This is a genomic window from Polyangium sorediatum (assembly GCF_029946465.1).
Taxonomy (GTDB): domain Bacteria; phylum Myxococcota_A; class Polyangia; order Polyangiales; family Polyangiaceae; genus Polyangium; species Polyangium fumosum.
The window spans coordinates 462,791-485,938 of record NZ_JARZHI010000001.1; the positions used below are offsets into that span (position 1 = coordinate 462,791).

Genomic DNA, 23,148 nt, shown 5'->3' on the forward strand with positions numbered 1-23,148 from the left:
CCTCGCGTCACGTTCTCCAGGGCCCCTCGCCGCGCGGCGACCCCCGCGCGCAACGGTCACGCGTCCCCATTGCCACGTGGTGACCCCCGCGCGCACCTCCGGCGTCGAATTCCTGCGCTCTTTTTTGCCCCAATGAAAACGCCCCATCTCCGTTCAACGTGCACCCGCCGGCGCGATGCGCTCGGCAGGATTGTCGGAACCAACCAGACCGGGCCTTGGGCCCAGGGAAGTCATCATGCGTAGTTATCGCAGCAATGCCGCGTCGGATGTCCGTATCGAGTATGGCATCGAGCTTGGCGAGGGCCTCGCGTTGTTCCCCGAGACGGCCTCGGCGGCCTCGGATCTCAGCACGATCAATGATGCGCTCGCGGCCCGGTACGAGAGCCGCCTCGTCCTCCGCATTCCGGTCCTCAGGACCCGCGCCGCGCTCCGCTTCGCCGAATTCAGCGTCGAGCGCGTCGTTCGCTCCGCGCTCCGCGCCGCCGAGATCGAGGATGGCGGCAGGCGCGCGCGGATCTGCGCGAGCGTCTTTCCGAAAGGTTGCAACCCGATCCTCAAGCCCGTCGGAAAACGCCAGGTCAAGCCGCTGAAGGACCTCGTCGAGCGCCTGGCGAAATCGCAGGTCGCCGGCATCGCCGCGTATCGCGCCGTGTGGCTCCCGAAGCTCCAGGACGCGCTCGCGAGCTTCGAGGCGGCCGTCGCCACGCACGTCGCCGCCCTCGCCGCGTACGATGACGTCTTCAAGGCCGAGCTCGCGCTCCGCGACGCGCACCACGACGCCGTCGACCGGGTCATGGGCCAGGTCCGCACCGCATTCCCGCGCGACCGCGCCCTTCAGGACGTCCTCTTCCCGCCCGTCGACGAGGCCGACGCCTCGACCACCAGCGAGGACGACGCGGAAGAACCGATCCCCTCGCATCCGCTCCCGCCCGCCAACGCCTGATCTCCATCGGAGAGGCGCGCGACCCGTCTCGTACAGTCGCGCGCCCTCCTCCCCGTCTGCGTCCCCCTCGCCTCGACACACCCATCCAGGTTCGGTAAACTTTCCCCCATGAGCTTCGTCGCGCACGACGCCGACCGTGCGTCCCCCCGGCGCATGACGATCGAGGAGTGGGCCGCGCTCCCCGAGGACGAGCCGGGGGAGCTCGTCGATGGCGCGCTCGTCGAGGAAGAGATGGCCGGGTACGTCCACGAGGTCGTCGTCGTTTGGCTCGCACACCTGCTTCGGTCCTGGGCGCTCGCGCATGGAGCGCGCGTCGCCGGGTCCGCGGGGAAGTTCGCGGTGTCGGCCACGCGGGGGCGCATGCCGGACCTCACGGTGTACCTCGCCGGATCACGCCGCCCGCCTGCGGAGGGGCCGATCCGCGTGCCTCCGAGCATCGCCGTCGAGGTCGTCTCGGCGACGCCCCGGGATGCCCGGCGCGACCGCGTGGAGAAATTGAAGGAGTACGCTGCGTTCGGCGTGAAATGGTACTGGATCGTCGATCCTGCGCTTCAATCGTTCGAGATCCTCGAACTCGGACCGGAGAGCGAGTACATCCACAAGGTCACGTCGACCGACGGGCGGATTGATTCGGTTCCGGGATGCGCCGGGCTCGTGATCGACCTCGACGCCCTCTGGGCCGAGGTCGCCGAGGTGCGGGCCGAGGGCGAGGTCGAGGCGCCGGAGAAAACCTGACCCAGATCCCCTTCACCGCGGCCGATCACCCACGATCGTCGCCCGCTCCATCCTCCGCACCGCCGGCCAATAATCTTGCACCGCATAATGCTGCGTGCAGCGATTGTCCCAGATCGCCACGCTGTTCTTCTTCCACCGAAACCGCACCTGATACTCGGGGATCTGCGCCTGGCTGATGAGATAACTCAGCAGATGGCTCGCGCCGGGCGCGAAGTCCTGGCCGAAGCGCACGTTGTCCGGCGTGTGGAAGTTGACGAAGTGCGTGGTGAACGCATTGACGAACAAGACCTTTTCGCCGGTCTCCGGGTGGGTGCGCACCACCGGGTGCTCCGCGTCGGGGTAACGAGCCGCGAGCGCTTGGCGTTTCTCCATGGGCATGGCCGCGCCGAAGGTCGCCTCGATGCTGTGCCTGGCGCGCAGACTGGCGATTTGCCGCTGGATGGGCTCGGGCAGGCGGCGATAGGCCTCGACCATGTTGACCCAGATCGTGTCACCGCCGACGGCCGGCGTCTCGACGCAGCGCAGGACGCAGCCCATCGGCGGCGCTTCGCGAAACGTCGTGTCGCAGTGATAGGCGTTCTCGTAGTGCTCGGGCGGGCTGTTCAGGTCCTTGTAAATGCGGACCAGCCCCGGATGGTCGGGATCGCTGGTGGCGACGGGGTGGTCTTCGAGCGCGCCGAAGCGCTTCGCGAAGGCGACGTGGTCGGCGCGCGTGATGTCCTGATCGCGCAGGAACAGCACGCGGTGTTTCAAGAGCAGCGCCCGGATCTCCGCAAAGAGCCCGTCGTCACGCGCAGCGTCGGCCAGGCTCACGTGTTCGAGTTCGGCGCCAATCGTGCAGGTCAATGGCGAGACCTGGAGGGAGCCGTGTATCGCATGGCGGGGAATCGTCGAACGGCTTCGTGCTGCGCTCGTCATGGCGGCGTCTCCTGGGTGTCTAGACGACGAAGATCGACGAACCGGTCGTCTTGCGTGCTTCGAGATCACGGTGCGCCTGCGCCGCGTCCTCCAGCCGGTAGCGTTGATGGATTTCGATCCGGATGCGCCCCGCGGCGACGTGGCCGAACAGCTCTCCGGCAAGCTCCGCCTTCTCCGCGGGATCGGCGATGTAATCGGCGAGCGCCGGGCGTGTGACGAAGACGGACCCTTTGACCGCGAGCTTCGCCACGTCGAGCGGCGGGACCGGGCCCGAACTCGTGCCCACACAGACGAGCAACCCGCGCCGCTTCAGGGAATCGAGCGAGCTCGTGAACGTGTCCTTACCGACGCTGTCGTACACGACCGAGACGCCTGCTCCGCCCGTCAAATCGCGCACCCGCCGGGCCACGTCCTCGCGGCCGTAATGGACGATGTGGTCGCAGCCGTGCGCGCGGGCGATCTCCGCCTTCGCCTCGGTCGACACCGTGCCGATCACCGTGAGGCCGAGGAGTTTCGCCCATTGCGACACGATCAGGCCCACGCCGCCCGCCGCCGCGTGGAGCAGGAGGACGTCGCCGGCCTTCAAGGGCCAGATGCGGCGCATCAGGTAGGCCGCCGTCAGGCCCCGCATGGTCATGGCCGCGGCGGTCTCGTAGGCAATGCCCTCGGGCAATCGAATCAGCGGCGCCGCTGGCAGCGTCCGCTCGGTGCTGTAGGCGCCGAGCGTGTCCCGAAAGCCGGTGTACGTCACGCGGTCGCCCGGCGCGACGTTCGTGACGCCTTCCCCGACCGCCTCCACCACGCCGGCGGCCTCCACGCCAATGCCGCTCGGGAGCGGTACAGGATAAAGCCCCGTGCGAAAATAGGTGTCGGCAAAGTTGAGCCCGACGGCGACGTGCCGGACCCGGGCCTCGCCCGGACCCGGGCTGCCGACGGCGACCTCCTCCCAGCGCAGGACGTCCGGTCCGCCGGTCTCGTGAAATCGGACCGCGTGTGCCATGAAAATGCCCCCCTTCGCCTACGCTAGGCCGCCCTGCGCCGCGGGACCCCGCGCTCGCCCGCCTCGCGATTGGGCGTATACCCGAGCTTCGATAGGGTTTCGTCGGCGTCCTTGTAAAACGTGCCGATCTTGTAAATGCGGCGGGCCTCCTTGCCGTCCGCCACGTCGCGGCCGAGCTCGCGCGCGATGCGGACGAGCTGCTCGATTTGCTGCACGGAGGTCCTCCGTTGCCCCTTGCGCCCCCAGAGCGTGTCCTCGATGCCGCAGCGGGTGTGCAGCCCCATCGCGATGGCCATCGTATTGATGGGGAGCACGTTCCGCATGACGCTCTCCAGCGTCAGGCAGGCGCCGTTCGGCACGCGGCGGATGAACTCCATCATGTTGCACGGGTTCGGCCCGTCGAATCCGCCGCCGATGGCGACCCAGGTGAGGTTGAGCGGCCCCGCATACGCGCCGTGGCGGATCAGGCGCTCCACCGTTTCGAGCTGGGGGACGCTGGCGAGCTGAAAATGGGTCTGGATGCCGGCGGCCGAGAGCCGCCGGAGGTGCTCCTCGACCCAGGCCGGGCCGGCCGGCACGGTCATTTCGCGGTAGGCGCTGTACACGTCGGGCCGCGCGAACGAGCTGCCGGCATAGTCGTCCTCGGTCATCAGCTCGACGATGTTCATCTGGCTCGTGTTGATCGCGATCGTGACCTGGTCGGGCTTCGGCGAGAGCTCGGCCAGCATGTGGCGCGTGTCGTCGCTCAGCCATTTCGCCTTCTCCCCTTCGCTCTCCGGGGAAAAGGAGATCGAGCCGCCGACCTGCAGAATCATGTCGGGCACCACGTCGCGCAGCCCCGCGAGCAGCTCGTTGAACCGGGACAGGCGCTTGGAACCCTTGCCGTCCGCCTCGCGCGCGTGCACGTGCAGCACCGTGGCGCCGGCGTTGTAGCAATCCACGGCTTTCTGGATCTGCTCTTCCATCGTCACCGCGATGTCTTGCGGGAAATCGGCCGGCTCCCACTCCGGCCCGTACGGCGCGACCGTGATGACGAGCTTGTCCTGGGTCTCCGGGAACAGAGAGTCGTCGAGAAAGTCCATGGGACCTTCGTGGTTCCCGGCCGTTTCGAGCGCAAGCGCGGCGATCCCCTCACGTCGCCCGTCAGTCGTGCACCAGGGCCACCCACGTATCCATCGCGCTGATGCTACAGCCGAATTTCTTGTGTCCCTCGCCGAGGCTGAGCGCCTCGATGATCTGCGCGCAGCTACAGCCGCCCGTGTCCACGATCGAGTACGACCTCCCGGGGCCGACGCCGCTCGGTGACGTCGTGTCGAACACGCCGTCGCCGTCCGTATCGGCCCACCGGTTGACCCCGAGCTTCACCGTCGGGACCGATTCGGGCAAGACGGTGTCGGGGCATTGGTCCGCGGCGCCGCATACGCCGTCGGCGTCGGGGTCCGGACAGCACACGTCACCCTCGTCGACCTCGCCGTCGCAATCGTCGTCGACCTCATTGCATGTCTCCGCGGCGCCCGGATGTACGGCAGGGTTCGCGTCGTCGCAATCGACGCACGAGTTCGCGCCGTCCCCGTCGTTGTCGATGAGGTCACAGGGCAACGTGCCGGTGCAGTTGTCCCCGACGCAGCCGTTCAGGCCGGCGATGAAGACGCCGCTGTCGAGGATCTGATCACCCGCGTCGCAGATGACGATCTCGAGCACGTTGCCTGTGGAGCCGCCGGCGAGCGGGGCTTGGGTCGTCAGGAGCTCCGTCGAGCCGTCGTATTCGGTCCCGGTCGCAGGCTCGATGATGACGGCCCCCGACGAGAAGAACGGGCCGTTGATCGTGATGGGGTCACCGCTGGCGTCGAAGGCGATCTGCGTGCCGTTGAGATACACGCCATACACATCGTTGAAGTTCGATCCGACGAACTCCGGGTACTCCTCGGAGCCGAAGATCGATTGGAACGAAATGCCGTCGAAGTTCGCCGCGAGGTCGAACGTGATCGTGAGCTTGGTCGCGTCGAAGCTCGTGAAGCCCGGGATCAGCGTGTTGCAGAGCGGATCGCCGCCAAGGTTGTTGTTCGTGCTCGTGCTCGGGCCGTCGCTCGGGGGAAGCGCGGACTCTGCGCTGCCCGTCGTGAAGAGGGCGCCGTTCGCAATGCCTTGCGGACCCTCCGTGTAGGTCCCCGCCGCAGCGGCCGCGCCGTTATAGACGACGGACGTGATGGTGATCGCGCTTGTGCTGCTCAGGAGCGCCGTCGCGAGGGCGTCGGGATCGTGGGTCGTCTGGATGGCAAGCTGGGCAGCGGCGCTCGAACCGTAGACCACGACGGACATCGCAGCAGATAGAACGAGGACAGGTCTCATGCATGTACTCCGGATCATCATCGATCGCCGCCATCCGATGCTGCGATAACCGCCGTGGTGCTGGAATCGGAGCAGGAATTTTTCGCTACCGTTGCGTGATGCGTTCGGGGCCGATCCGATCCGTTCCTGGACATTTCCGAAGCTTCGATCGTACGATGCGCAAAGACCGCTTCCGAGCGCCCACGCACACGCCGCCAGGAGAAATGGCCACGCCGTGAACCAGCTCCCTCCATTTCCGCGAAACGGCCGCGCCTTCCATCCCCTCACGGGCGCGCGCTTCGTGGCCCTCTCGCTCGCCGGGCTCCTCTTCGCCGCGCCCGCCCTCGCCCAGACGACGCCGGCCGCGGCGCCGAAGCGCACCTCCGGAATGTCCGTTCAGGATCAGCTCGACATGGATATCACGCCCCTGCCCACCGGGTACGGCGCCGTATTCGTGCCGAGCCCCGCGGGGAGGCTGCCCGGCGCGAGCGTGCTCGTGCAATACGACGGGGAGACCGTCGCGCGGGGATACATCGGCGAGCGGATCCCCGTGCCGCCGGGCCAGTACCGCGTGCTCGTGGGCTCCGGGCCCGAGGCGCTCCGGGCTTCGAGCGAGGTGACGGTGGTCAAGGGAATGACCGTCACCGCGGCGCAGAACTTCGGCGTGCTCCGCGTGAGCCTCGTCGACGATCGAAAGGCGCCGATCGAGGACAAGTTCGTCGTCGCGTCCGCGGACGGGGCCCGCGTGTATGGCCCCGTTTCGACCTCGGTCGACAAGGCGGCGAAGCCGGAAGCGCTCATCCTGCCGCCGGGCAGGTACATCCTCGCGCTCGGCACGAACCCGAACGCGACCGTGAATTCGATCGCGATGCAGGTCGGCGGCGGCGAGCTCATCGAATACCGCGTCGTCGTCGAGGATGGCAAGATCGTACGCACGGAGTTCGGTCGCCCCGAGGCCGAGTACGAGCCGAGCCCGTGGCGCGTGCAATGGGTCGTCGGCGGAGACGTGTCGTTCGCGCAGCGGATGAACCAGTTCTCGACGTACAACGGCGACGTCTTCATGGCGGGCGGGTTCACGAGCTTCGAGGGCGCTTACGACTCCGGCCGCCACCTCGCGCAGCTCAATGTTGGCATCGACGAGATGGTCCTCTCCTTGACCTCGCCCGTCGAGCAGGCGTTTCCGCTCCGCAAGGTCGTCGACGAGGTGAACGCGGAGCTGCTCTACAACTATCGTGTCGTCGGCATCCTCGGCCCCTACGCCCACGCCATGGGGTATACGACGCTTTTCAACACCACCTATCGGGACGAGCAGCCCTACCGCGCGACGACACGCGACGCGCAGGGGAAGGTGGTGAAGCAGGGGGATTATTTCGCCGGCGACGAGCTCGAGACGTTCGCCGGGGGGTTTCCCCTGTTCCTCCAGGAGGGCGCGGGGTTCGGGACACGTGTCGATTTCCTGGGCATCACGCTGGGCATCCGCGCCGGGGCCGCGATGCGGCAATCGTTTTATGGCGGCGGGCGTTACGTGCAGGGGCGCTCGGGCGCGAACCTCGATCTGATCACGCTGCCGGACGCCTTCGATTACGGCGCGGAGGCGTCGGGGCTCGTCGGGTTCACGCTCTTCAAGGTGCTCTCCGTGAAGAGCCGCCTCGACCTGTTCGTGGACTCGGATCAGTTCAGCGGGTTCCTCGGCGCGACGTACCGGCCCATCTATCGATGGGACAACATTGCGAGCCTGCGCCTCTCGCGGTTCGCCTCCGTGGTGTATACGGCCGTCCTCCGGCGCGACGCCGCCGCGGTCGTGCCGAACCAGTTCGCCCACACGTTCCGCCTGCGGCTCCAGGCGGCCATCTTTTGACCGGAGGCCTCGCGACGCCCATGCCATCGCTCGTTCGTCGCTCCCGAGGATTCATCCTGGCCGCGCTCCTCGGCGTCTCTCTGGTCGCGGGCTGCGGGCGCAATTACGGGCCTTATCCGGCCACGGCGCTCGAAGTGAACGAGCGGATCCTCCGCATCCGGGGGGCCTTCGAGAAGACGAAGGCCGATCCGCTCGCGAACGAGGTGCGGCTCGATTTGCAGCGGACCGAGACCTGGATCGTCACGGCGGAGGCCGAGGCCAAGGACGGGAAGGTCGACGAGCGGGCCGACCTCTACCTCACGACCGCCGAGGGGCAACTCTCGATGATCCAGACGCATTACGCGCGGCGCCGGGCGGAGGAAAAGCTGGCGAAGCGCAGGGAGCAGGCGCTCGCGCCGACGACCGATGAAACCTCGGAGTGATGGCATGAGACGATCACGCTTTCGTTTGCAGCTCCCGGGTGCCCTCCTCCTCGCGGCGCGGTTCGCGCCCGCGCTTTTCGTCGCGGCGTGCGCGTCGGCGCCGCCGCCGGTCCCGCTCGCCGAGGCAGATCGGCTGCTCGCGCGCAAGGATGTCGGGGATATCAAGATTGCCCGGCCCGAGCTCGTGGCGGAGGCGCGTGATTTGTTGCGTCGGGCGAAGGCGGCCCACAACCTCGGCGATTCCGAGCATGCGACGCTTTACGCGTACCAGGCCATCCAGCTCTTCACGTCGGCGAAGAACCTGGCCGAGCGCGACGAGGCGGAGCGGCTTTTGCGGGTCGTCGACAAGGCCGCGGGTGCGAGCGAGGAGGAGCGGCGGAAGGTCGAGCTGGAGGCGCGGCTCAAAAACCTCGAAGAGCAAAGCAAGAGCTCACCCGAGGCGGCCCGGGCGATGCGGGCGATCGACCGGGCGCACGAGAAGCAACTGGCGGCGCTCGAAAAAGGCGCGACCGGGGGCTCGGCAGGGGTTTATTTCCAGCAAGGGCAGGCCTTGCTGGAGGTCGCCCTCGACGCGTTCGAGGTGAAATCGTACGCGGAGGCGGCGAATGCGGGCCAGTCCGCGGCGGCTTCGTTCGTGTCGGCGATCGGCAGCGTGACGGAAAAGGACAAGGAGGCGGCGGCGCCCGGCGGCGAAAAGCCCGGGGAGCCAAGGCGAGCGGAGGAGACGAATCCGCCGCCCGTGGGCCCAGCGAATGTCGAGGCGCCGCGCGCCGCAGCGCCGCGTCCGCGGGCGGGTGGGGCGCGCGCGGATGCGCCGTCGATCGAGGCGCTCGCGGACAGGACGCTCGTGTCGCTGGAGTTGCGGCGCGCGGAGGCGCTCGGCGAGCTGAAGGATCAGCGATGCCCGGGGCCGTTCCGCGAGATGGACGCGATGCTCTTGCTGGCGCAGAAGCGGTTCCAGGCCGCCGATTACGAGCACGCGTACGAATATGCGCTGCGCGCCGACGAGCGGCTCCGCGCTTGTGACAAACCCGGGCTGGTCGCGGTGCCGATGCCGGCCGCAGGGACGCAGGCGGGCCAAAAGCGCGCGGAGGACGCGGAGGAGACGGCCCGCAAGAAGGCCGTCGTGGCGATGCAGAAGGCGCAGGTCGAGAGCGCGCGGGCGCAGACCGTGAACCCGAACGATCCGGGCGTGTTGCAAGGGAATTTGCTGCTCTCGAATGCGGATGCCTGGCTCGGGCGGAGGTCGTACGAGGAGGCGGAGGATTTCGCCACTCGTGCGCTCGCCGTGCTCTCCAAGGTGAAGGCGCCGGAGCCCGCGAAGGTCGCGGCGAAGCCCGCGGCGCCGGCCGCGTCGAACCCCGCGCCCGCACCCGCTGCGCGCCCCCCGAGCGCGACACAACCCACGCAGCCGCAGCCGCCGCAGCCCACGCAGCCGCAGGCCCCCGTGTATGTCGTCCAGACGCCGCCGCCCGTGCCCCCGGCGCCGCCGGGGACGACGGTGCGAATCGTCGACGAAAGGTCGGCAGCGCGCGAAGAGCAATTCCTCGCGGCCCGCTTGCAGCAAATGGAGCAAGCGCTCGTGCAGATGCAGCAGCAGAAGCAAGGGCCGGTCGATGCGTCCTGGCGACCGGCCTATGAGCGGGTGTTCCGGGCGCTCTCGCTGCGGGACCGGGCGAGGCTCCGGTCGCCGGACGCAAAAAAGCGCCTGGAGGAGGCGGATGCGCTCCTCGCGCAATCGCGCGCAGCCTGGCAGGCGAAACGTCACGCCGATGCGATGCGCCTCGCCGACGACGCGTCCGCGATTCTCGAACCGCTCGCGGAGGTGACGGCGGATCGGGGCAGCCCCGAGGAGCTCGAAGAGCGCACGAGGAAGGCCGACACGCTCATCCGGGAGGCGAGCGTGGGGCAGCAGGTCTGCGAGAAAGAGGCGTGCGGCGAGCGTGACCTCGCGGGGTACGCGAATGCGAAGGAGCTGCTCGCCTCGGCGCGCCAGGCCTACGTCGACAGGCGCTTCGGGTATGCGATCGAGCTTTCGGGCAAGGCCAAGGAGCAATTCTCGGCCGCGCTGCAGAAGCCAAGGAAGGACGCGTCCGATCCGAAGATCGCCGCCGAGAAGCTCGAAGCTTTGCGGGAGGCGGCGGACAGCTCGCTCCGCGAGGCGAACATCACGAAGAAGATCTGCGAGACCCGCAATTGCCGCGCGATCGACGGCGAGGCGTGGATCCGCGCGACCGAATACATGATCTCCGCGCAAGCGGCGTACGTCGACAAACGTTACGAGGTCGTGAAAGATCTCGCCGACAAGGCGGACAAGATCTTCAAGGACACGATCGCCAAGCAGCCGGAGTTCCTCCTGCCCGCCGGCGTGACGCGGGTGGCGCGCTTCGGCGCGCAGCTCCGATTGAATCCGCCCGTGAAGTTCTCGAAGGGAACGACGCTCACGCCCGCGAGCGAGGTCTCCCTCGACGAGCTCGCCAAGGTGCTGATCGAAAACAAGGCGGTGTACAAGCGGGTGTCGCTCCTCGGGTTCACGGATGGCTGGGGCGCCGCCGCGACGAACAAGAAGCTCTCGGCCGACCGCGCCGCGGCCGTGCGGGACGCGCTCATCCAGCGCGGCGTGTCCGCGGATTCTTTGATCGCCGAGGGGCGCGGGGCCGAGAGCCCGATCGCGAACAACAACACGCCGCAGGGCCGCGAGGACAATCGACGGATCGAGATCCACATGGAGCTCGTCGAGGGCATCAAATGACGAAAAGGATGAAGCGGCTCACCGGAAGTGCGCTCGCCGGCGCGGCCTGCGCCGCCGTTTCGCTCACGGCCGCGGCGCAGCCGGATCCTTTCGCCGATTACGAGGCGATGAAGCGCGGGCAGACGCCGCCGCCCCCGCCCGCGGCGTCGCTCCCCGCCGCCCAGCCGATCCCTTCGCCCGAGCCCGAGATCTCCACGGCGCCGTGGAAATGGAGTTTTGGGGGCCGGAGCGCGTTCAGCTACACGGGCATCTCGAACGATACGCTCCTCGCCCAGGAGCAGAGCAATACGACGCTCTTCTTCCGGCTGACGCCCACGGTGGGATTGACGGTGTACGAGCGGGTGCTCGTCTCCGCCTCGTTTGGCCTGCTCGGCAACAACCTCACGCGCGAGGACGGCAGCAATGCGACCTCGGTCGCGGCGCTGCTCGAGTTCACGGGCCATTACATCCTGCCCGTGACGCGGCGGCTCGCGTTTTTGCCAGGCCTCGGGATCGGTCCCTATTTCGGGTCGAACGACCGCAAGCTTCGGCTGCCCGACGGGCGCAAGGTCGACGAGGCTTCGAGCACGGTCGGCGTCGCGATGTCGATGTATGGAATGTTCGGGTATCAGGTCTCGCCGAACCTCTCGGTGCGGACCGGCATCGCGCTCTACAGCCTGTTCCAGACCGAGCGCGTCGAGAGCGCGAGCAAGAGCCTCGGGGCCTCGGCGGTGCACGTGGGGCTGCCGATCGAGCTTCACTTTCACGTCCTCTAGCCTTTACCTCGGCCCCCGCGAGCCGCTACCCTCGGCCGCGATGGTCGATCCGATCCGCCTCGAAGCCGCTTCCAATCGCTTCCGCGCCTTCTTCGACGAGCTCCATCACATTTTCCTCGAGCGCGACGACGTGCTCCTCCAGCTCGCGCTCGCGCTGCTCTCGCGCGAACACCTGCTCGTCACCGGCCCGCCGGGGACGGCGAAGAGCCAGCTTGCCTCGGCGGTGTTCGGGCGAATCCTCGACGAGGAGACGGGCGCGCCGAGCCTGTACGCGCGGCAGATCGGCGAGAGCACGGTCCAGACCGACCTCATCGGCCCCATCGATTTCAAGACGCTGATGGAGACGGGGCGCACCGAGCATTTCACCGACGAGGGGATGCTCGGCGCCGTGCACGCGTTTCTCGACGAGATCTTCGACGGCCGCGACATGTTGCTCCGCTCGGCGCTGAACGTGCTGCACGAGCGGGAGGTGAAGCAAGGCGGGCAGGTGAAGCGGGGGCGCATCGAGTGCGCATTGATGACGACGAACCGGTACATCGCCGACGTGCTGGAGAGCTCGCGGGAGACCCTGCTCGCGTTCGTCGATCGTATCGCGTTCGTGTCGTTCGTCCCGCGCGGGTTCGCCGATCCGAATCAGCTCGGTCTCGTGCTGCGCCGCCACGTCGGCGGGTCGTCCCGGCCGCTGCTCGAATCCACGCTGAGCGTCCAGGACCTCGACGCTTTGCAGCACCTCGTCGACGAGGTCTACGTCTCCGATCCGGTCTGCGACGGCCTCGCGACCCTGCTCGAACGTTTCGATCGCGAGCTCAACGCCGCCGTGCGCGCCGATCCGGCGTTCGTGCCGACGCGCTACATCTCCACGCGCACGGCCGTTCGTTCGGGCCGCGTGCTCCGGGCGGCCGTGGTCGCGGATCGTATCCTGCACAATCCCAAGCGATCGCTCGAGGTGCTGCCTTCCGATTTCAAATGGCTGCGGTTGCACCTCTTGCTCTCGGGCCCCACGCCGGATCAGACCGAGGCGCTGATCGGCCGCGAGAGTGATCCGAACGAGCGGCGGCAGCTCGGGATCGTGCGCACGGAGCGCTCGATCTTCGAATCATGCCTCGCGCAGATGCCGCCCATTCACGTAAAACCCCGGCCCGCCGCGGTCGATACGCCGCGGCCCGACGCCGTGACGGTGTCGGCGGACGCGGGCAAAAAGAAGAAGCGCAAATCCGAGCCGCCGCCGCCCGAGGACAAGCCACGCGTGATGGTCGAGCAAGCCATCGCCTCGAAAGACGCGACGCGCTTGCTCGTCGCCATGCGCGAGCTCGGGGCGCAGGCGCGCGCGGGCTCGATCGACGCGGCGCACGCGGGCGCGCTCGTGAAGGACGCGACCGGGGCGCTGACGGCGCTCGTGTTGCGCCGCGGGATCGACGCGGCCGCGGGCGGAGAGACGCGGCCGATCGGCGAGGTCGTGAGGGATCTGTCGCGGCTCGCCGCCGAGATCGAGGACGGCACGGCCGGGACACGCGCCGTCGCGCGGTGGCTGCGCGGTCGGGCGCTCGTGATGGTCGACGAGGCCGCGGGGCATGCGGCCGGCGCCTCCTCGACGGATCTCGTCGCGTCGATCATCGACGACGGCACCGAGGCGCAAAAGAGGGCGCGCGCGCGGATCGAGGCGCTCGAATCGCTCTACGAGCTGCGGCGCGAGCTGCTCGGCCAGGGCGCGGTGCACGAGACCGGCGAGGAAAAAGCCTGGCAGCGCGCGGTGGCCGCGGCCGAGGACGACATCACGATCCTGCTCGACATCTCGCTGCGCAGCGTGGTCACGAGCGCCTTGAAGAGCGCGCCCTCGCGCAGGCTCGCCGAGGTGCTCGCGGCGATCGCGCCCGAGCTCGATCGGCTCGACGCGATGGCGACGCGCCTCGCGGGCGTGCGCGGCGCGCCCTCGTCGCTGAAGGAGAAGGTCACGGGGCCGCGGCTCGGCGCGCTGATCGAGGTGGTGTTCAAGGGCTTCGACGCGCGCGACCGCGCCGCGCTGGTGCGCGAGGTCGAGGCGCTCGTCGCCGTGCTCGGGAGGGCGGGGCTCGCGCGGGCGATCGCCGCCGAGGCGTTCCTCGGCTGGTCGGCCGAGGCGCTCCTGCGCGGGGACGTGGCGCCGAATGTCGGCGAAGGAAAAACCCACGATTACGATGGGTATCGCCGCCTCCGCGGGACCGAGCGGCGTGTCTCCTCGGCCTACACGCTCGCCGAGATCGCGCTCGTCGTCGCCGCCGAGGGCGTGCGGGAAGCGCCCTCGCCCGCGGAGGCGGCGGCGGCGATCGCGGCCGCGTGCGGCAAGCTGCCGGAGGCGGTGCGCGGGCGGGTCGTCGCCGGGGATCTCGCGCGGATCGGGCGGTCGCTCGATTACCTCGAACGATTCTGGCGCGACCTCGAAAACCACGCGGACGGCGCAGAGGCGAGCCTGCGCGCGATCGTGCAATCGCGGTTTTTTGATCTTCTGTGGGACGAGGGGGCACTGACGCGGTTTGCCCTCGAAGCGCGGAACATCGCCGAGGTGTTTCCGGCGCATGCGGCCGAGGTCGACGCCGTGCGCCACCGCATCGATGCGCTCGACGCGAGGACACGCACGGCCGTGACCGAGCTCTTCCGGCAGCGCTCGGATGCCGCGTGGGCGCAAGCGCTGCGGACCGGGAACGCATGACGGAGAAAGCGCTCTCGTCGTTCGGCGAGCGTATCGAGCAGCTCACGGCGCGGCCGCACGACGTGCGCGCCCCGCTCGTGCGTCTCGCGCGGCCTTTGCTTCGGGCGCTCGGGTATCGCCCGCCTTTGCGCACGGCCCGCGTCGCGGCGCTGCTCGACGCGCTGCGCGCGCCCGGGGGCAAACCCGTGCCGGAGGAGCTGCTCAAGGGCGCCGTGCGCGAGCTCGAAGACAACGTGATCGCGCTCGAACGAACGCTCGTGGTGCACGGGCGGGTGCCGCTCGCGCACGCTGCGTGGGTGCGCCGGCTCTACGAGGTCACGGTGCGGGCGGCGCGCGCCGCGAGGGATCAGAAAAACGAGGCCGCGCGCCGCGTCGCCGCCGCGATCGATCCGGTGCGGATCGCGCCGCCGCTCGCGATCACGCCCCGCACGCCCGGGGGAACGGGCGAAAAGGGCAAACCCGACGCGGCCGGGAAAGGCGAGGCGGCCGCCGCGGAGGCCGCCGCAGCGGCCGAGAGCTTTTTCGAAACACCCCTTTCGGCCGAGGAGGAGCGCCTCGTCGAGGTCGAGCTGCTCGCGATCGATCACCTGCTCGACGCGGCGCGGGGCGAGACGGAGTTTCTCTCGCGCAAACGCCGCCTGCTCGAAGCGGCGCGCAAGCTCTTGCTCGACGCGTCCGCGGCGCTGCCGCTCGGCAAGGAGGGCGTGGAGGTGCGCAGGCGGCACCTCGCCATGGAGATCGCGCGGATCGATCGGCTCGAAGCCGCGGGGCTCTCGGCGCACCGCGGGCTCTTGCACCAGGCGAAGGACGCGCTCGCGCGGGGCGAACGGCAGAGGCTGCACGCGGCGCTCGTCGCGCTCGACGGCGCTTCGCTCGCGGCCGGCGACGAGGCGCTCTCCGCCGCGTCGTCGCGCGCGCGCCAGAAGCTCGGCGACGGCGAGGGCGAGGATCTGGAAGGGGACAAACTGCGCGGCTTGCGTCGATCGAGCGAGGAGATGTTCGGCGGCGCGGCGATGACCGCGATCGCGGAAGGGTACGTGAAGGCGCGCCGCGTGCAGGAGAAGGCGCCGAAGCGCGAGAGCGACGAGGATAAAAAATACCGCCTGCTCGCCTTGCAATGGCTCGCGCCCGAGAACGAGGCCGAGACGCACGCGGCGCTTTGCGCGATCGACGGCACGGTCGACGTCGGCGTCCCGCTCGCGCCCGTGCGCGTGACCGAGGTCGAGACGCGCGCGCGCCTCGTCCGCCACCCGACGCAGGATCTTTTGCTCATGCCCGCGCGCGACATGACGGATGTCCCGCACGCGGTCATCGAGGATCCACGCACGGTCTTGCTCGCGCTCGCCGAGGGGCGGCTGCTCGCGCGGCGGTACGTCGAGCAGGAGGTCAAGAAGCGGACGCGGACGCGCCTCGTGGGCGAGGCGCGTATCTACGTGCTCGACGGGTCGAGCTCGATGCTGGAAGACGGCAAGAAGGGCGCGCGCGCGCGGGTGCGGGACGCGATCCTGCTCGCGGAGCTCGGCATGCTGGTGAGGCGTTTCGCCGAGGGAGATCGGTCGACACGCCTCACGCTGCATTATCGATACTTCACGAAGAAGATCGGGCCGATCACGCGGATCGGCAATGGGAAGGAAGCGATCGCTGCGATGGCCGATGTGGTCGGCACCGTGCGCAAGGGCGGCACGGACATCGAGAATGCGCTTCTGTCGAGCTTCGAGCAGATCCGGGCGGCGAAGGAGGAAGATCCGGACCTCGCGCGGGCGCAGATCGTGCTCGTGACCGACGGCGACGCCGTGGTGCGCGAGGAGGTGATCCAGGCGGCGCGGGAGAAGGTCGGCGATGTGCCGATCGCCGTGAGCGTGGTCGCGCTCGGGGAGGAGAACGAGGCGCTGCGGGCGCTCGTCGCGCGGCAGCGGGCGCGCGGGGAGCGGGCTTTTTATCATTTCCTCGACGACGACGCGCTCGTCGAGATCTGCGAGGGCAAGCTCTTCACGGGGCCGAAGATCCACGTGGAAGGTCCGCCGGACGAGAAGGACCTTTCGGTCGAGGTGCGGGCGGCGCGGCTCCGGGCCGAGCTCGGCGGGCTCGTGGACGAGCTCGGAGCGCTCGCGGAGAAACGAAGCGCGGCGGCGATCGAAGCGCTCGCGGCGGAGGCGGACGCGAGCGCAGAGGCGGCGCGCGCGGAGGCGGCGCTCGGGGTCGCAGCGGACACGGCCGCGAAGGGGGAGGGGTCGCGGGCGCTGCGCGAGGTGGTCGAAAAGGATCGGCGCGCGCTCGAAGGGCGATTCCTGCGGTGGTTTCCAGCGCCGGCGGCCGAGATCGGCGAGAATGCCCCCACGGGCCGCTCGTCCGATTGCGAGGCCGTGATCGTCGTGCTCTCGACGATCGCCGAGGTGGTGGCCGATTTCGGCGGATCCGATCTCTCGCGGCGGGCCGAAGCGATCGATTTGCTGGAGCGGCTCCTGCCGGACTCGATGCTCACGCCGGCGCGGTGGTTCGCGGTGATGCGGGACGAGGCGGGCGCTGTCGCGCAGGCGATGCAGGCGGTGCACGCGGCCGTGATGGGCACACGACGCGTGTTCTAGAGCATCCATCGGGCGGCGGGTTTTCCCTTTTCATGCGGCTCGGGGGTGACCTATCCTCCCGCCCGAGCGTATGGCAGACCTTATCACCCTGGAATCGAGCGCACTTCCCGAGAACAGTCGCGTCGCCACGTTTCGAGGCGTGGAGGGCATCTCGCGGCCCTACGAGTTCGAGGTCATGGTCGTGGTCGAGGAGGCCGATGGCGAGGAAATCGATCTCGCGGACGGCATCGGCGGCAAGGCGCGGCTCGTGATCGACCGCGCGGACGACAAGCTGCCGCCCTACATCTTTGCGGGGATCCTCGGCAGCCTGGAGCATCTGCACAGCTACGGGGGCCGATCGCTCATCCGCGCCGTGATCGTGCCGCGCCTCTGGACGCTGGGGCTCTCGCGCCACTCGCGCATCTTCACGAAGAAGAGCGTGCCCGAGATCCTCCAGGCGATCCTCGAAGACAATGGCTTCACCTCGGACGACTTCGAGATCCGGCTTTCGGGGTACGCCAAGGAAGACCACGTCTGCCAGTACCACGAGAGCGATCTCGCGTTCATCTCGCGGTGGATGGAGCGCGAGGGCATTTATTACTATTTCGAGCACTCGGAGAACGGCGAGAAGCTCATCCTCTGCGACGCGGAGTCCTACCCCGAGGAGCCGCTCGGCGCGCCGGTGCGGTATTTCCCGCAGACGGGCATGGATCGCAGCGCGGGCCCCTCGTTCCGCACGTTCCGGGCGCGCCACGCCTCGCTGCCGGCCGTGGTCAAGCTGAAGGACTACGATTACGCCAAGCCGAACCTCGACGTGTCGGGGCAGGCGAACGTCTCGCAACACGGGACGGCGGAGGTGACGGTCTACGGCGCCCGGTTCTTCTCGCCGAGCGACGGCAAGCGGCTCGCGCAGATCCGCGCCGAAGAGATGCTCGCGCGCGAGGTGGTCTTCCGGGCGATGGGGACGCGCTCGCACCTGCGGAGCGGCTACACCTTCGAGCTCGACGAGCACCCGAAGGCCTCGTTCAACAAGAAGTACCTGGCGATCGAGGTGCACCACCACGGCAACCAGGCCGCGGGGCATACGCAGTGGAAAGAGCTGATGGAGATCGAGCACGACGAGGTGTACTTCGTCGAGGTCGACGCCATCCCCGCCGATACGCAGTTCAGGCCCGAATCCCGCACGCCGTGGCCGCGCATCTTCGGCGTGGAGAACGGGGTCATCGACGGCGCGGCCGACAGCGAATACGCGCAGATCGACGATCAGGGGCGCTACCTCGTCAAGTTCAAGTACGACGAGAGCAACCTGAAGCAGGGCAACGCCTCGACGTACGTGCGCATGATGCAGCCGCACGGCGGCGGTATCGAGGGGTTTCATTTCCCGCTGCGCAAGGGGACCGAGGTGGTGTTCACGTTCCTCGGCGGCGACCCGGATCGTCCGGTGATCAGCGGCGTCGTGCCGAACGCGCTCACGCCGAGCCCGGTGACGAGCGGCAACCACACGAAAAACGTCATTCAGACGGGCGGCAGGAACCGGCTGGAGCTCGAGGATCTCGCCGGGCAGCAGCGCGTGACGTTGTCGACGCCGTATTCGAACTCGTACCTGCGGATGGGCTCGCCGAACGACGGTCACGAGGTCATCCTGCGGACGGACGACAACACGCTGCTCGATTTCGGGAGGAACTTCGATCTGGACGTGGGCCTCATGGGCGGCGGGACCTGGACGGTTGATGTGGCGACCGACTGGAAATCGTACATCCGGGGCGGGATGGGGCTCGGCGTGGGCGTCGGGTATGGCCCGACCGGGGCCGGATGCATCGGGATCACGGCGAACCAGAGCATCAGCATGACGGCGAACCACGGCAGCTACTCGCTCACCGTGACGGAAGGGCCGTGGACGACGCGCGTGCCCGCGAACACGATGTCGACGACGACGAAGGGCGATTACACGGTCACCGTCACGACGAACAACACGAAGTTCGATACGAAGGGCAAGACCGAGATCCTGAGCGAGGGATTGGTCAAGGTCGAGTCGACCACCGCGAAGATGGACCTCCTGAGCAAGGGGCTCATGCACATCCACGGAGATGCCGGCGTCAACGTGGATACGCCCCAGGGGATGGAGATCAAAGCCACGAAGGACATCCTGATCGAGGCCAACAAGGTCGACGTGAAGAGCAAGTCCGAGTGGAAATGGGAGGTGCTCGGCTGCGAGGTGAGCGTGAAGGGCTCGCAGTCGGAGACCTATCTCGGGCTCAAGAACGAGAACATCGTCGGCCTGAAGGTGGAGTCGCTCGTGGGCGGCAAGATCGAGGGCGTCCTCGCCGCGGAGGTCCGGTTCGGCGCGACGTTGTCGCTCGTCGACAAGGTCGCCGAGTTCGAGCTCAAGAAGGGCAAGATCGTCAAGAAAGAGGCCGAGCTCGGCTCGGTGAGCATCACGCTCATCCAGCAGAGCGTGACGATCACCCAGGTCGGCATTTTCATGCTCGCATGAAGACGATCAAACCCCTGCGCCTCGGCGTCATGACGGGCGTGTTCGAGGCGCGCCGCGAACCCCATTTCGTCGTCTCGCTCCTCGCGGGCTTCACGCTCGACGAGGAGGCCTCGCTCGTCCCCGAGGCCGCGCTCTGGCTCTCCATCACGAAGGAGCTCGGCCCGAACGTGCCCCTCGATGTGTGCCGGCCCAAGCCGAACGGCGAGGTGTTGCTCAGCGGAAAAGCGTATCCGCCCGGCGGTCCGGCGCCGGTTTGTCCGGTGCGGCTCAAGGTCGGCTCCGTCGACAAGCGGCTCGCCGTGTTCGGGGATCGCTCCTGGAAGCTCGGCGTGCCCTCGCAACCCGCGCCATTCACCGAGATGCCGCTGACGTGGTCGAGGTCGTTCGGCGGCAAGGGGTTCACGAAAAACCCCGTGGGCCGAGGAGTTGCGCCGGAGAAGGCCGAGGGCGGCGGCGAAGTGCATTTTCTGCCGAACGTGGAGAACCCGAAGCGGCTCGTGAAGGCGCCCGGGGATCGGCCCGAGCCGGCGACGTTTGGTCCCGCTGACCTCACCTTGCCGGAGCGGTGGGCGAACTCGGGCACGTACGACAAGAAGTGGCTCGACAACGAGGCGCCCGGGATGCCGAGCGATTTCGACTGGAGCTTCTTCAACGTCGCCCCGCCCGATCAACGCATCGAAGGGTTTTTCTCGGGCGGTGAGGCGATCGAGCTGGAGAACGTGCACCCCGAGCGGGCGCGGATCGTCTCCCGCGTCCCCGAGGTCGTGGGCCGCGCGTTCCTCACCCAGCGGAAGGCCAGCGGAGAGGAATGGGTCGAGGTGCCGTTGCGCATGGAGACGGTGCACCTCTTGCCCGGCGCGCTGCTCGGGATCCTGATCTTTCGCGGGGTCGTGCGGATCGCGGAGGACGACGCGAAGGACGTGCTCCATTTCCTCGGCGCGCTCGACGCGAAGGATCAGAAGCGCTCCTCTGCGTATTACCAGGAGGTCTTCGCGCGCCGCATCGACAAGGAGAAGGGGCATTTGCACGCGCTGCGCGACCGCGAGCTTTTGCCCATCGGCGCGTCGTACGCGGCGTTTCGCGCGGACGAGGTGGGGTTGCCCGGGACGACGACCGAGCGGCTCGTCTCGAAAAACCTGCGCGCCGGCATGGAGGCGCGGCTCGCCGCGGTGGAGGAGGGCCTCGACGATTTTCCCGACAGCAAGAAAAACGCGAACGTGCCGAAGGCACTGCCGCCCGAGGCCCCGCTGCCCGACGTCGACGACATGGCCGAGCACGTCGAGCAGATGGAAAAGGAAATGGAGAAGGCCCGCGAGCAGGTGAAGAAGCAGCGGGAGGAGGCCCTCGCGAACGTGCGCGCGCGGTGTGAGGCGGCCGGGCTCGATTACGACGAGCAGATGCGCAAGGCCCAAGCGGAGGCGGCCGGGCCGCCGAAGTTCTCGGCGGATGCGCAGCTCGCCGAGCTCCGGGCCCTCGCGACCCGCTATCGCGCCGAGGGGACGCCGAACGAGTCGTTCGAGGCGTACCTCGTGGATCCCGAGTTCGAGAAGAAGCTCCGGTTCACCGAGCAGAAATTGCGGGAGATGTACCAGCGGTTCGCCCATCACTTCCCGCCGGCAGGCGCGCTCGCCGGCGAGCCAATGGCGCGTGCGCGTGCGGTCGTGCTCGAAGCGCGGGCGACGGGGCAATCGCTCGCGGGGCGGGATCTCACGGGCGCGTCGCTCGAAGGAATGGATCTCTCGGGCATGGACCTCGAAGGCGCCATGCTCGAAAACGCGAACCTCCGGGGGACCGTGCTGCGAAAAGCCAGGCTCGGCGGCGCGGTGCTCGCGCGGGCAGACCTCACCGGGGCCGATCTGGAAGAGGCGCAGCTCGTCGAGACGAACCTCGGATCGGCCACGCTCACGGGCGCGAAGTTCGGCAAGGCCGCGCTCGCGCAAGCCACGCTGGACAAGGCCGACCTCGCGGGCGCGGATTTCTCGGGCGCGGATCTTTCGGACGCGTCGCTCCACGAGGCGAGCTTCGGCGACGTCGTGTTGCGGCGGGCCACGCTCGCGGGCGCGCGGCTGCTCGAGGCGAAGCTCGCCGCGGTGGACTTCTCCGAGGCAGATCTCTCGGGCGTGACGTTCCTCGAATGTGATCTCTCGGGAGCGCGGCTTTCGGGGGCGAAGCTCGTCTCGGCCGTGTTTTTGCGTTGCAAGGCGAAGGGCGCGAACCTGGAGAAGGCGGCGCTCGACAATGCTCGGTTCGTCGAGGAGAGCGACTTTTCGGGCGCGTCGTTCAAGGGAGCCACGTTCGTCGAGGCGAACTTGCGCGGGACGTCGCTCGTCGAGGCGGATCTCACGGAGGCCAAGATCGATCGGGGTGACCTCAGTGAGTGTGATCTGCGGGGCGCGAAGCTCGATCGGATTCGCGCCCGCGATTCGCGCTGGGTGCGGACGAACCTCGACAAGGCGACGTTGCGAGGGGCGGATCTGATGCACGCCGTCATGCAAAAGGCCAAGGTGGCCGGGGCCGATTTCCGCGGGGCGAGCCTGTTCCGGGCCGATCTCGCGCGGATGAAGGGCGACGACAAGACGAGCTTCGATGCGGCGAACGTCATCCAGGTGCGCTTTTCACGGGAGGGCGGCGCGTGAACAAGGAAGAGCTCGAGCGCCTCGTCGGGCGCGGAGAGGTTCTCAATCGGCTGGATTTCTCGGGGCTCGACCTGCGGGGCGCGTCCATCGGGGGCCTCATCGCCGAGGAGAGCAAGTTTTCCGGGGCGAACCTCGCGGGGGCGAACCTGCGCGAGGTCATCGTGCATCGCAGTGATCTGCGGGGCGTGAACCTCGCGGGCGTGGACGCGCGTCACGCGTCGTTCGTGGAGTGCAACCTCGAAGGCGTGTCGTTCGAGGACACGAATCTCTCGTTCGCGAATTTCAACAAATGCAACCTCGCGGGCGCGAAGTTCGAGCGCACGAAGGTGCACAATACGAACCTCCTCGAAGGGAAGCTCGAAGGCGCGAGCTTCGTGGACGTCGTGCTCGACCGGTCGGCCCTGGTCGCGTGTGACCTTTCGGGGCTGCGGTTCACGCGCAGCGCGCTCAAACAAACGGCCGTGCTCAAGACGGATCTGCGCAAGGTCGTCCTGGAAAAGGCGCGCTTCGAGACGGCCGTGCTGGTCGGCTCGAACCTCGCGGGGATGTCGCTCGCCGGCGTGGAGCTTGGCCTGACGCAGCTCATGGAGTGTGATCTCCGCGGGACCGATCTCTCGGGCGCGTACCTCGTGCAGGCGAATTTCAAGGGCGCCGATCTCTCGGGTGCGAACCTCGACGACGTGAACGCGAAGAACGCGCTCTTCGTGGAGGCGAAGCTCGTCTCCGCGCGGTCGCGCCGCGGTGATTTTCATCAGGCGGTCTTCGCCGACGCGGATCTCTCCGGGGCAAACTTCGCGAAGGCGAAGCTCGGGCAGTGCAACTTCCACCGCGCGCGCTGCGTGGGAGCACTCCTGCCTGCCGCGGACCTCACGTACGCCGATTTCTCGAACGCCGATGTGTCGAAGGCCGACTTCTCCGGCGCGACCCTGTTCCGGGCCAAGTTCCACCGCACGGTGGAGACCCAGGCCATTTTCACCGATCGTGCGCTCGCGCTGGGTGACGATCGTGAGCTCGCAAAGGCGGAGAGCTTCGTTCCAAGCTGAAGGAGTGGTTTGTC

14 protein-coding genes and 1 pseudogene are annotated in these 23,148 nt (G+C 68.3%); 11 read left to right on the top strand and 4 right to left on the bottom strand.

The window, feature by feature from the left end; translation table 11 throughout:
* The first annotated feature begins 235 nt into the window (after positions 1–235).
* The gene (locus QHF89_RS01920; RefSeq protein WP_136965359.1) at positions 236–943 is read left to right on the top strand and encodes a hypothetical protein; all 708 of its coding nucleotides are present in this window, start codon (positions 236–238) and stop codon (positions 941–943) included.
* A 108-nt stretch (positions 944–1,051) separates the two neighbouring features.
* Positions 1,052–1,678 carry a Uma2 family endonuclease gene (locus QHF89_RS01925; RefSeq protein ID WP_284719916.1) on the top strand — a complete coding sequence of 209 codons (627 nt, stop codon included), beginning with the start codon at positions 1,052–1,054 and terminating at the stop codon, positions 1,676–1,678.
* Between the two features lie 12 nt (positions 1,679–1,690).
* Here QHF89_RS01925 and QHF89_RS01930 read toward each other — a convergent pair whose 3' ends face one another.
* The 4 genes from QHF89_RS01930 to QHF89_RS01945 form a co-directional block, all read right to left on the bottom strand.
* Positions 1,691–2,596 carry a TauD/TfdA dioxygenase family protein gene (locus tag QHF89_RS01930; RefSeq protein ID WP_136965360.1) on the bottom strand — a complete coding sequence of 302 codons (906 nt, stop codon included), beginning with the start codon at positions 2,594–2,596 and terminating at the stop codon, positions 1,691–1,693.
* Positions 2,597–2,615: 19 nt separating this feature from the next.
* On the bottom strand, positions 2,616–3,596 hold the full coding sequence (locus QHF89_RS01935) for a quinone oxidoreductase family protein (protein ID WP_136965361.1): 981 nt from the start codon (positions 3,594–3,596) through the stop codon (positions 2,616–2,618).
* 23 nt (positions 3,597–3,619) lie between these two features.
* Positions 3,620–4,678, bottom strand: coding sequence for a beta-keto acid cleavage family enzyme (locus QHF89_RS01940; RefSeq protein WP_136965362.1), 1,059 nt, complete (start codon positions 4,676–4,678; stop codon positions 3,620–3,622).
* Positions 4,679–4,739: 61 nt separating this feature from the next.
* Positions 4,740–5,945, bottom strand: a complete 1,206-nt coding sequence (locus QHF89_RS01945) for a choice-of-anchor L domain-containing protein (protein ID WP_284719917.1) — start codon at positions 5,943–5,945, stop codon at positions 4,740–4,742.
* Positions 5,946–6,159: 214 nt separating this feature from the next.
* Here QHF89_RS01945 and QHF89_RS01950 point away from each other — a divergent pair, with 214 nt between their 5' ends.
* From QHF89_RS01950 to QHF89_RS01990, 9 genes and pseudogenes are all read left to right on the top strand, one after another.
* A complete protein-coding gene (locus tag QHF89_RS01950) occupies positions 6,160–7,782 on the top strand; it encodes a hypothetical protein (protein ID WP_136965364.1) in 1,623 nt (540 codons plus the stop codon).
* 20 nt (positions 7,783–7,802) lie between these two features.
* Entirely contained in the window at positions 7,803–8,204 is a 402-nt protein-coding gene (locus QHF89_RS01955) for a hypothetical protein (RefSeq protein ID WP_136965365.1), read from the top strand.
* A 4-nt stretch (positions 8,205–8,208) separates the two neighbouring features.
* Positions 8,209–10,956 (top strand): OmpA family protein, encoded by a 2,748-nt coding sequence (locus tag QHF89_RS01960; RefSeq protein WP_284719918.1) that lies wholly within the window; start codon positions 8,209–8,211, stop codon positions 10,954–10,956.
* Complete coding sequence (locus QHF89_RS01965) at positions 10,953–11,711, top strand: hypothetical protein (protein ID WP_284719919.1); 759 nt, start codon at positions 10,953–10,955, stop codon at positions 11,709–11,711. Before QHF89_RS01960 ends, QHF89_RS01965 begins: the two co-directional genes overlap by 4 nt.
* Before the next feature lie 40 nt (positions 11,712–11,751).
* Positions 11,752–12,354, top strand: a pseudogene (locus tag QHF89_RS50105) (AAA family ATPase); the annotation flags it as partial.
* A gap of 2,039 nt (positions 12,355–14,393) precedes the next feature.
* Positions 14,394–16,982, top strand: coding sequence for a VWA domain-containing protein (locus QHF89_RS01975; protein ID WP_136965368.1), 2,589 nt, complete (start codon positions 14,394–14,396; stop codon positions 16,980–16,982).
* Between the two features lie 70 nt (positions 16,983–17,052).
* Complete coding sequence (locus QHF89_RS01980; RefSeq protein WP_136965369.1) at positions 17,053–19,455, top strand: type VI secretion system Vgr family protein; 2,403 nt, start codon at positions 17,053–17,055, stop codon at positions 19,453–19,455.
* A complete protein-coding gene (locus QHF89_RS01985) occupies positions 19,452–22,091 on the top strand; it encodes a DUF2169 domain-containing protein (RefSeq protein ID WP_284719921.1) in 2,640 nt (879 codons plus the stop codon). The genes QHF89_RS01980 and QHF89_RS01985 overlap by 4 nt, the downstream gene beginning before the upstream one ends.
* Entirely contained in the window at positions 22,088–23,134 is a 1,047-nt protein-coding gene (locus QHF89_RS01990; protein ID WP_136965371.1) for a pentapeptide repeat-containing protein, read from the top strand. Before QHF89_RS01985 ends, QHF89_RS01990 begins: the two co-directional genes overlap by 4 nt.
* Positions 23,135–23,148: the final 14 nt, after the last annotated feature.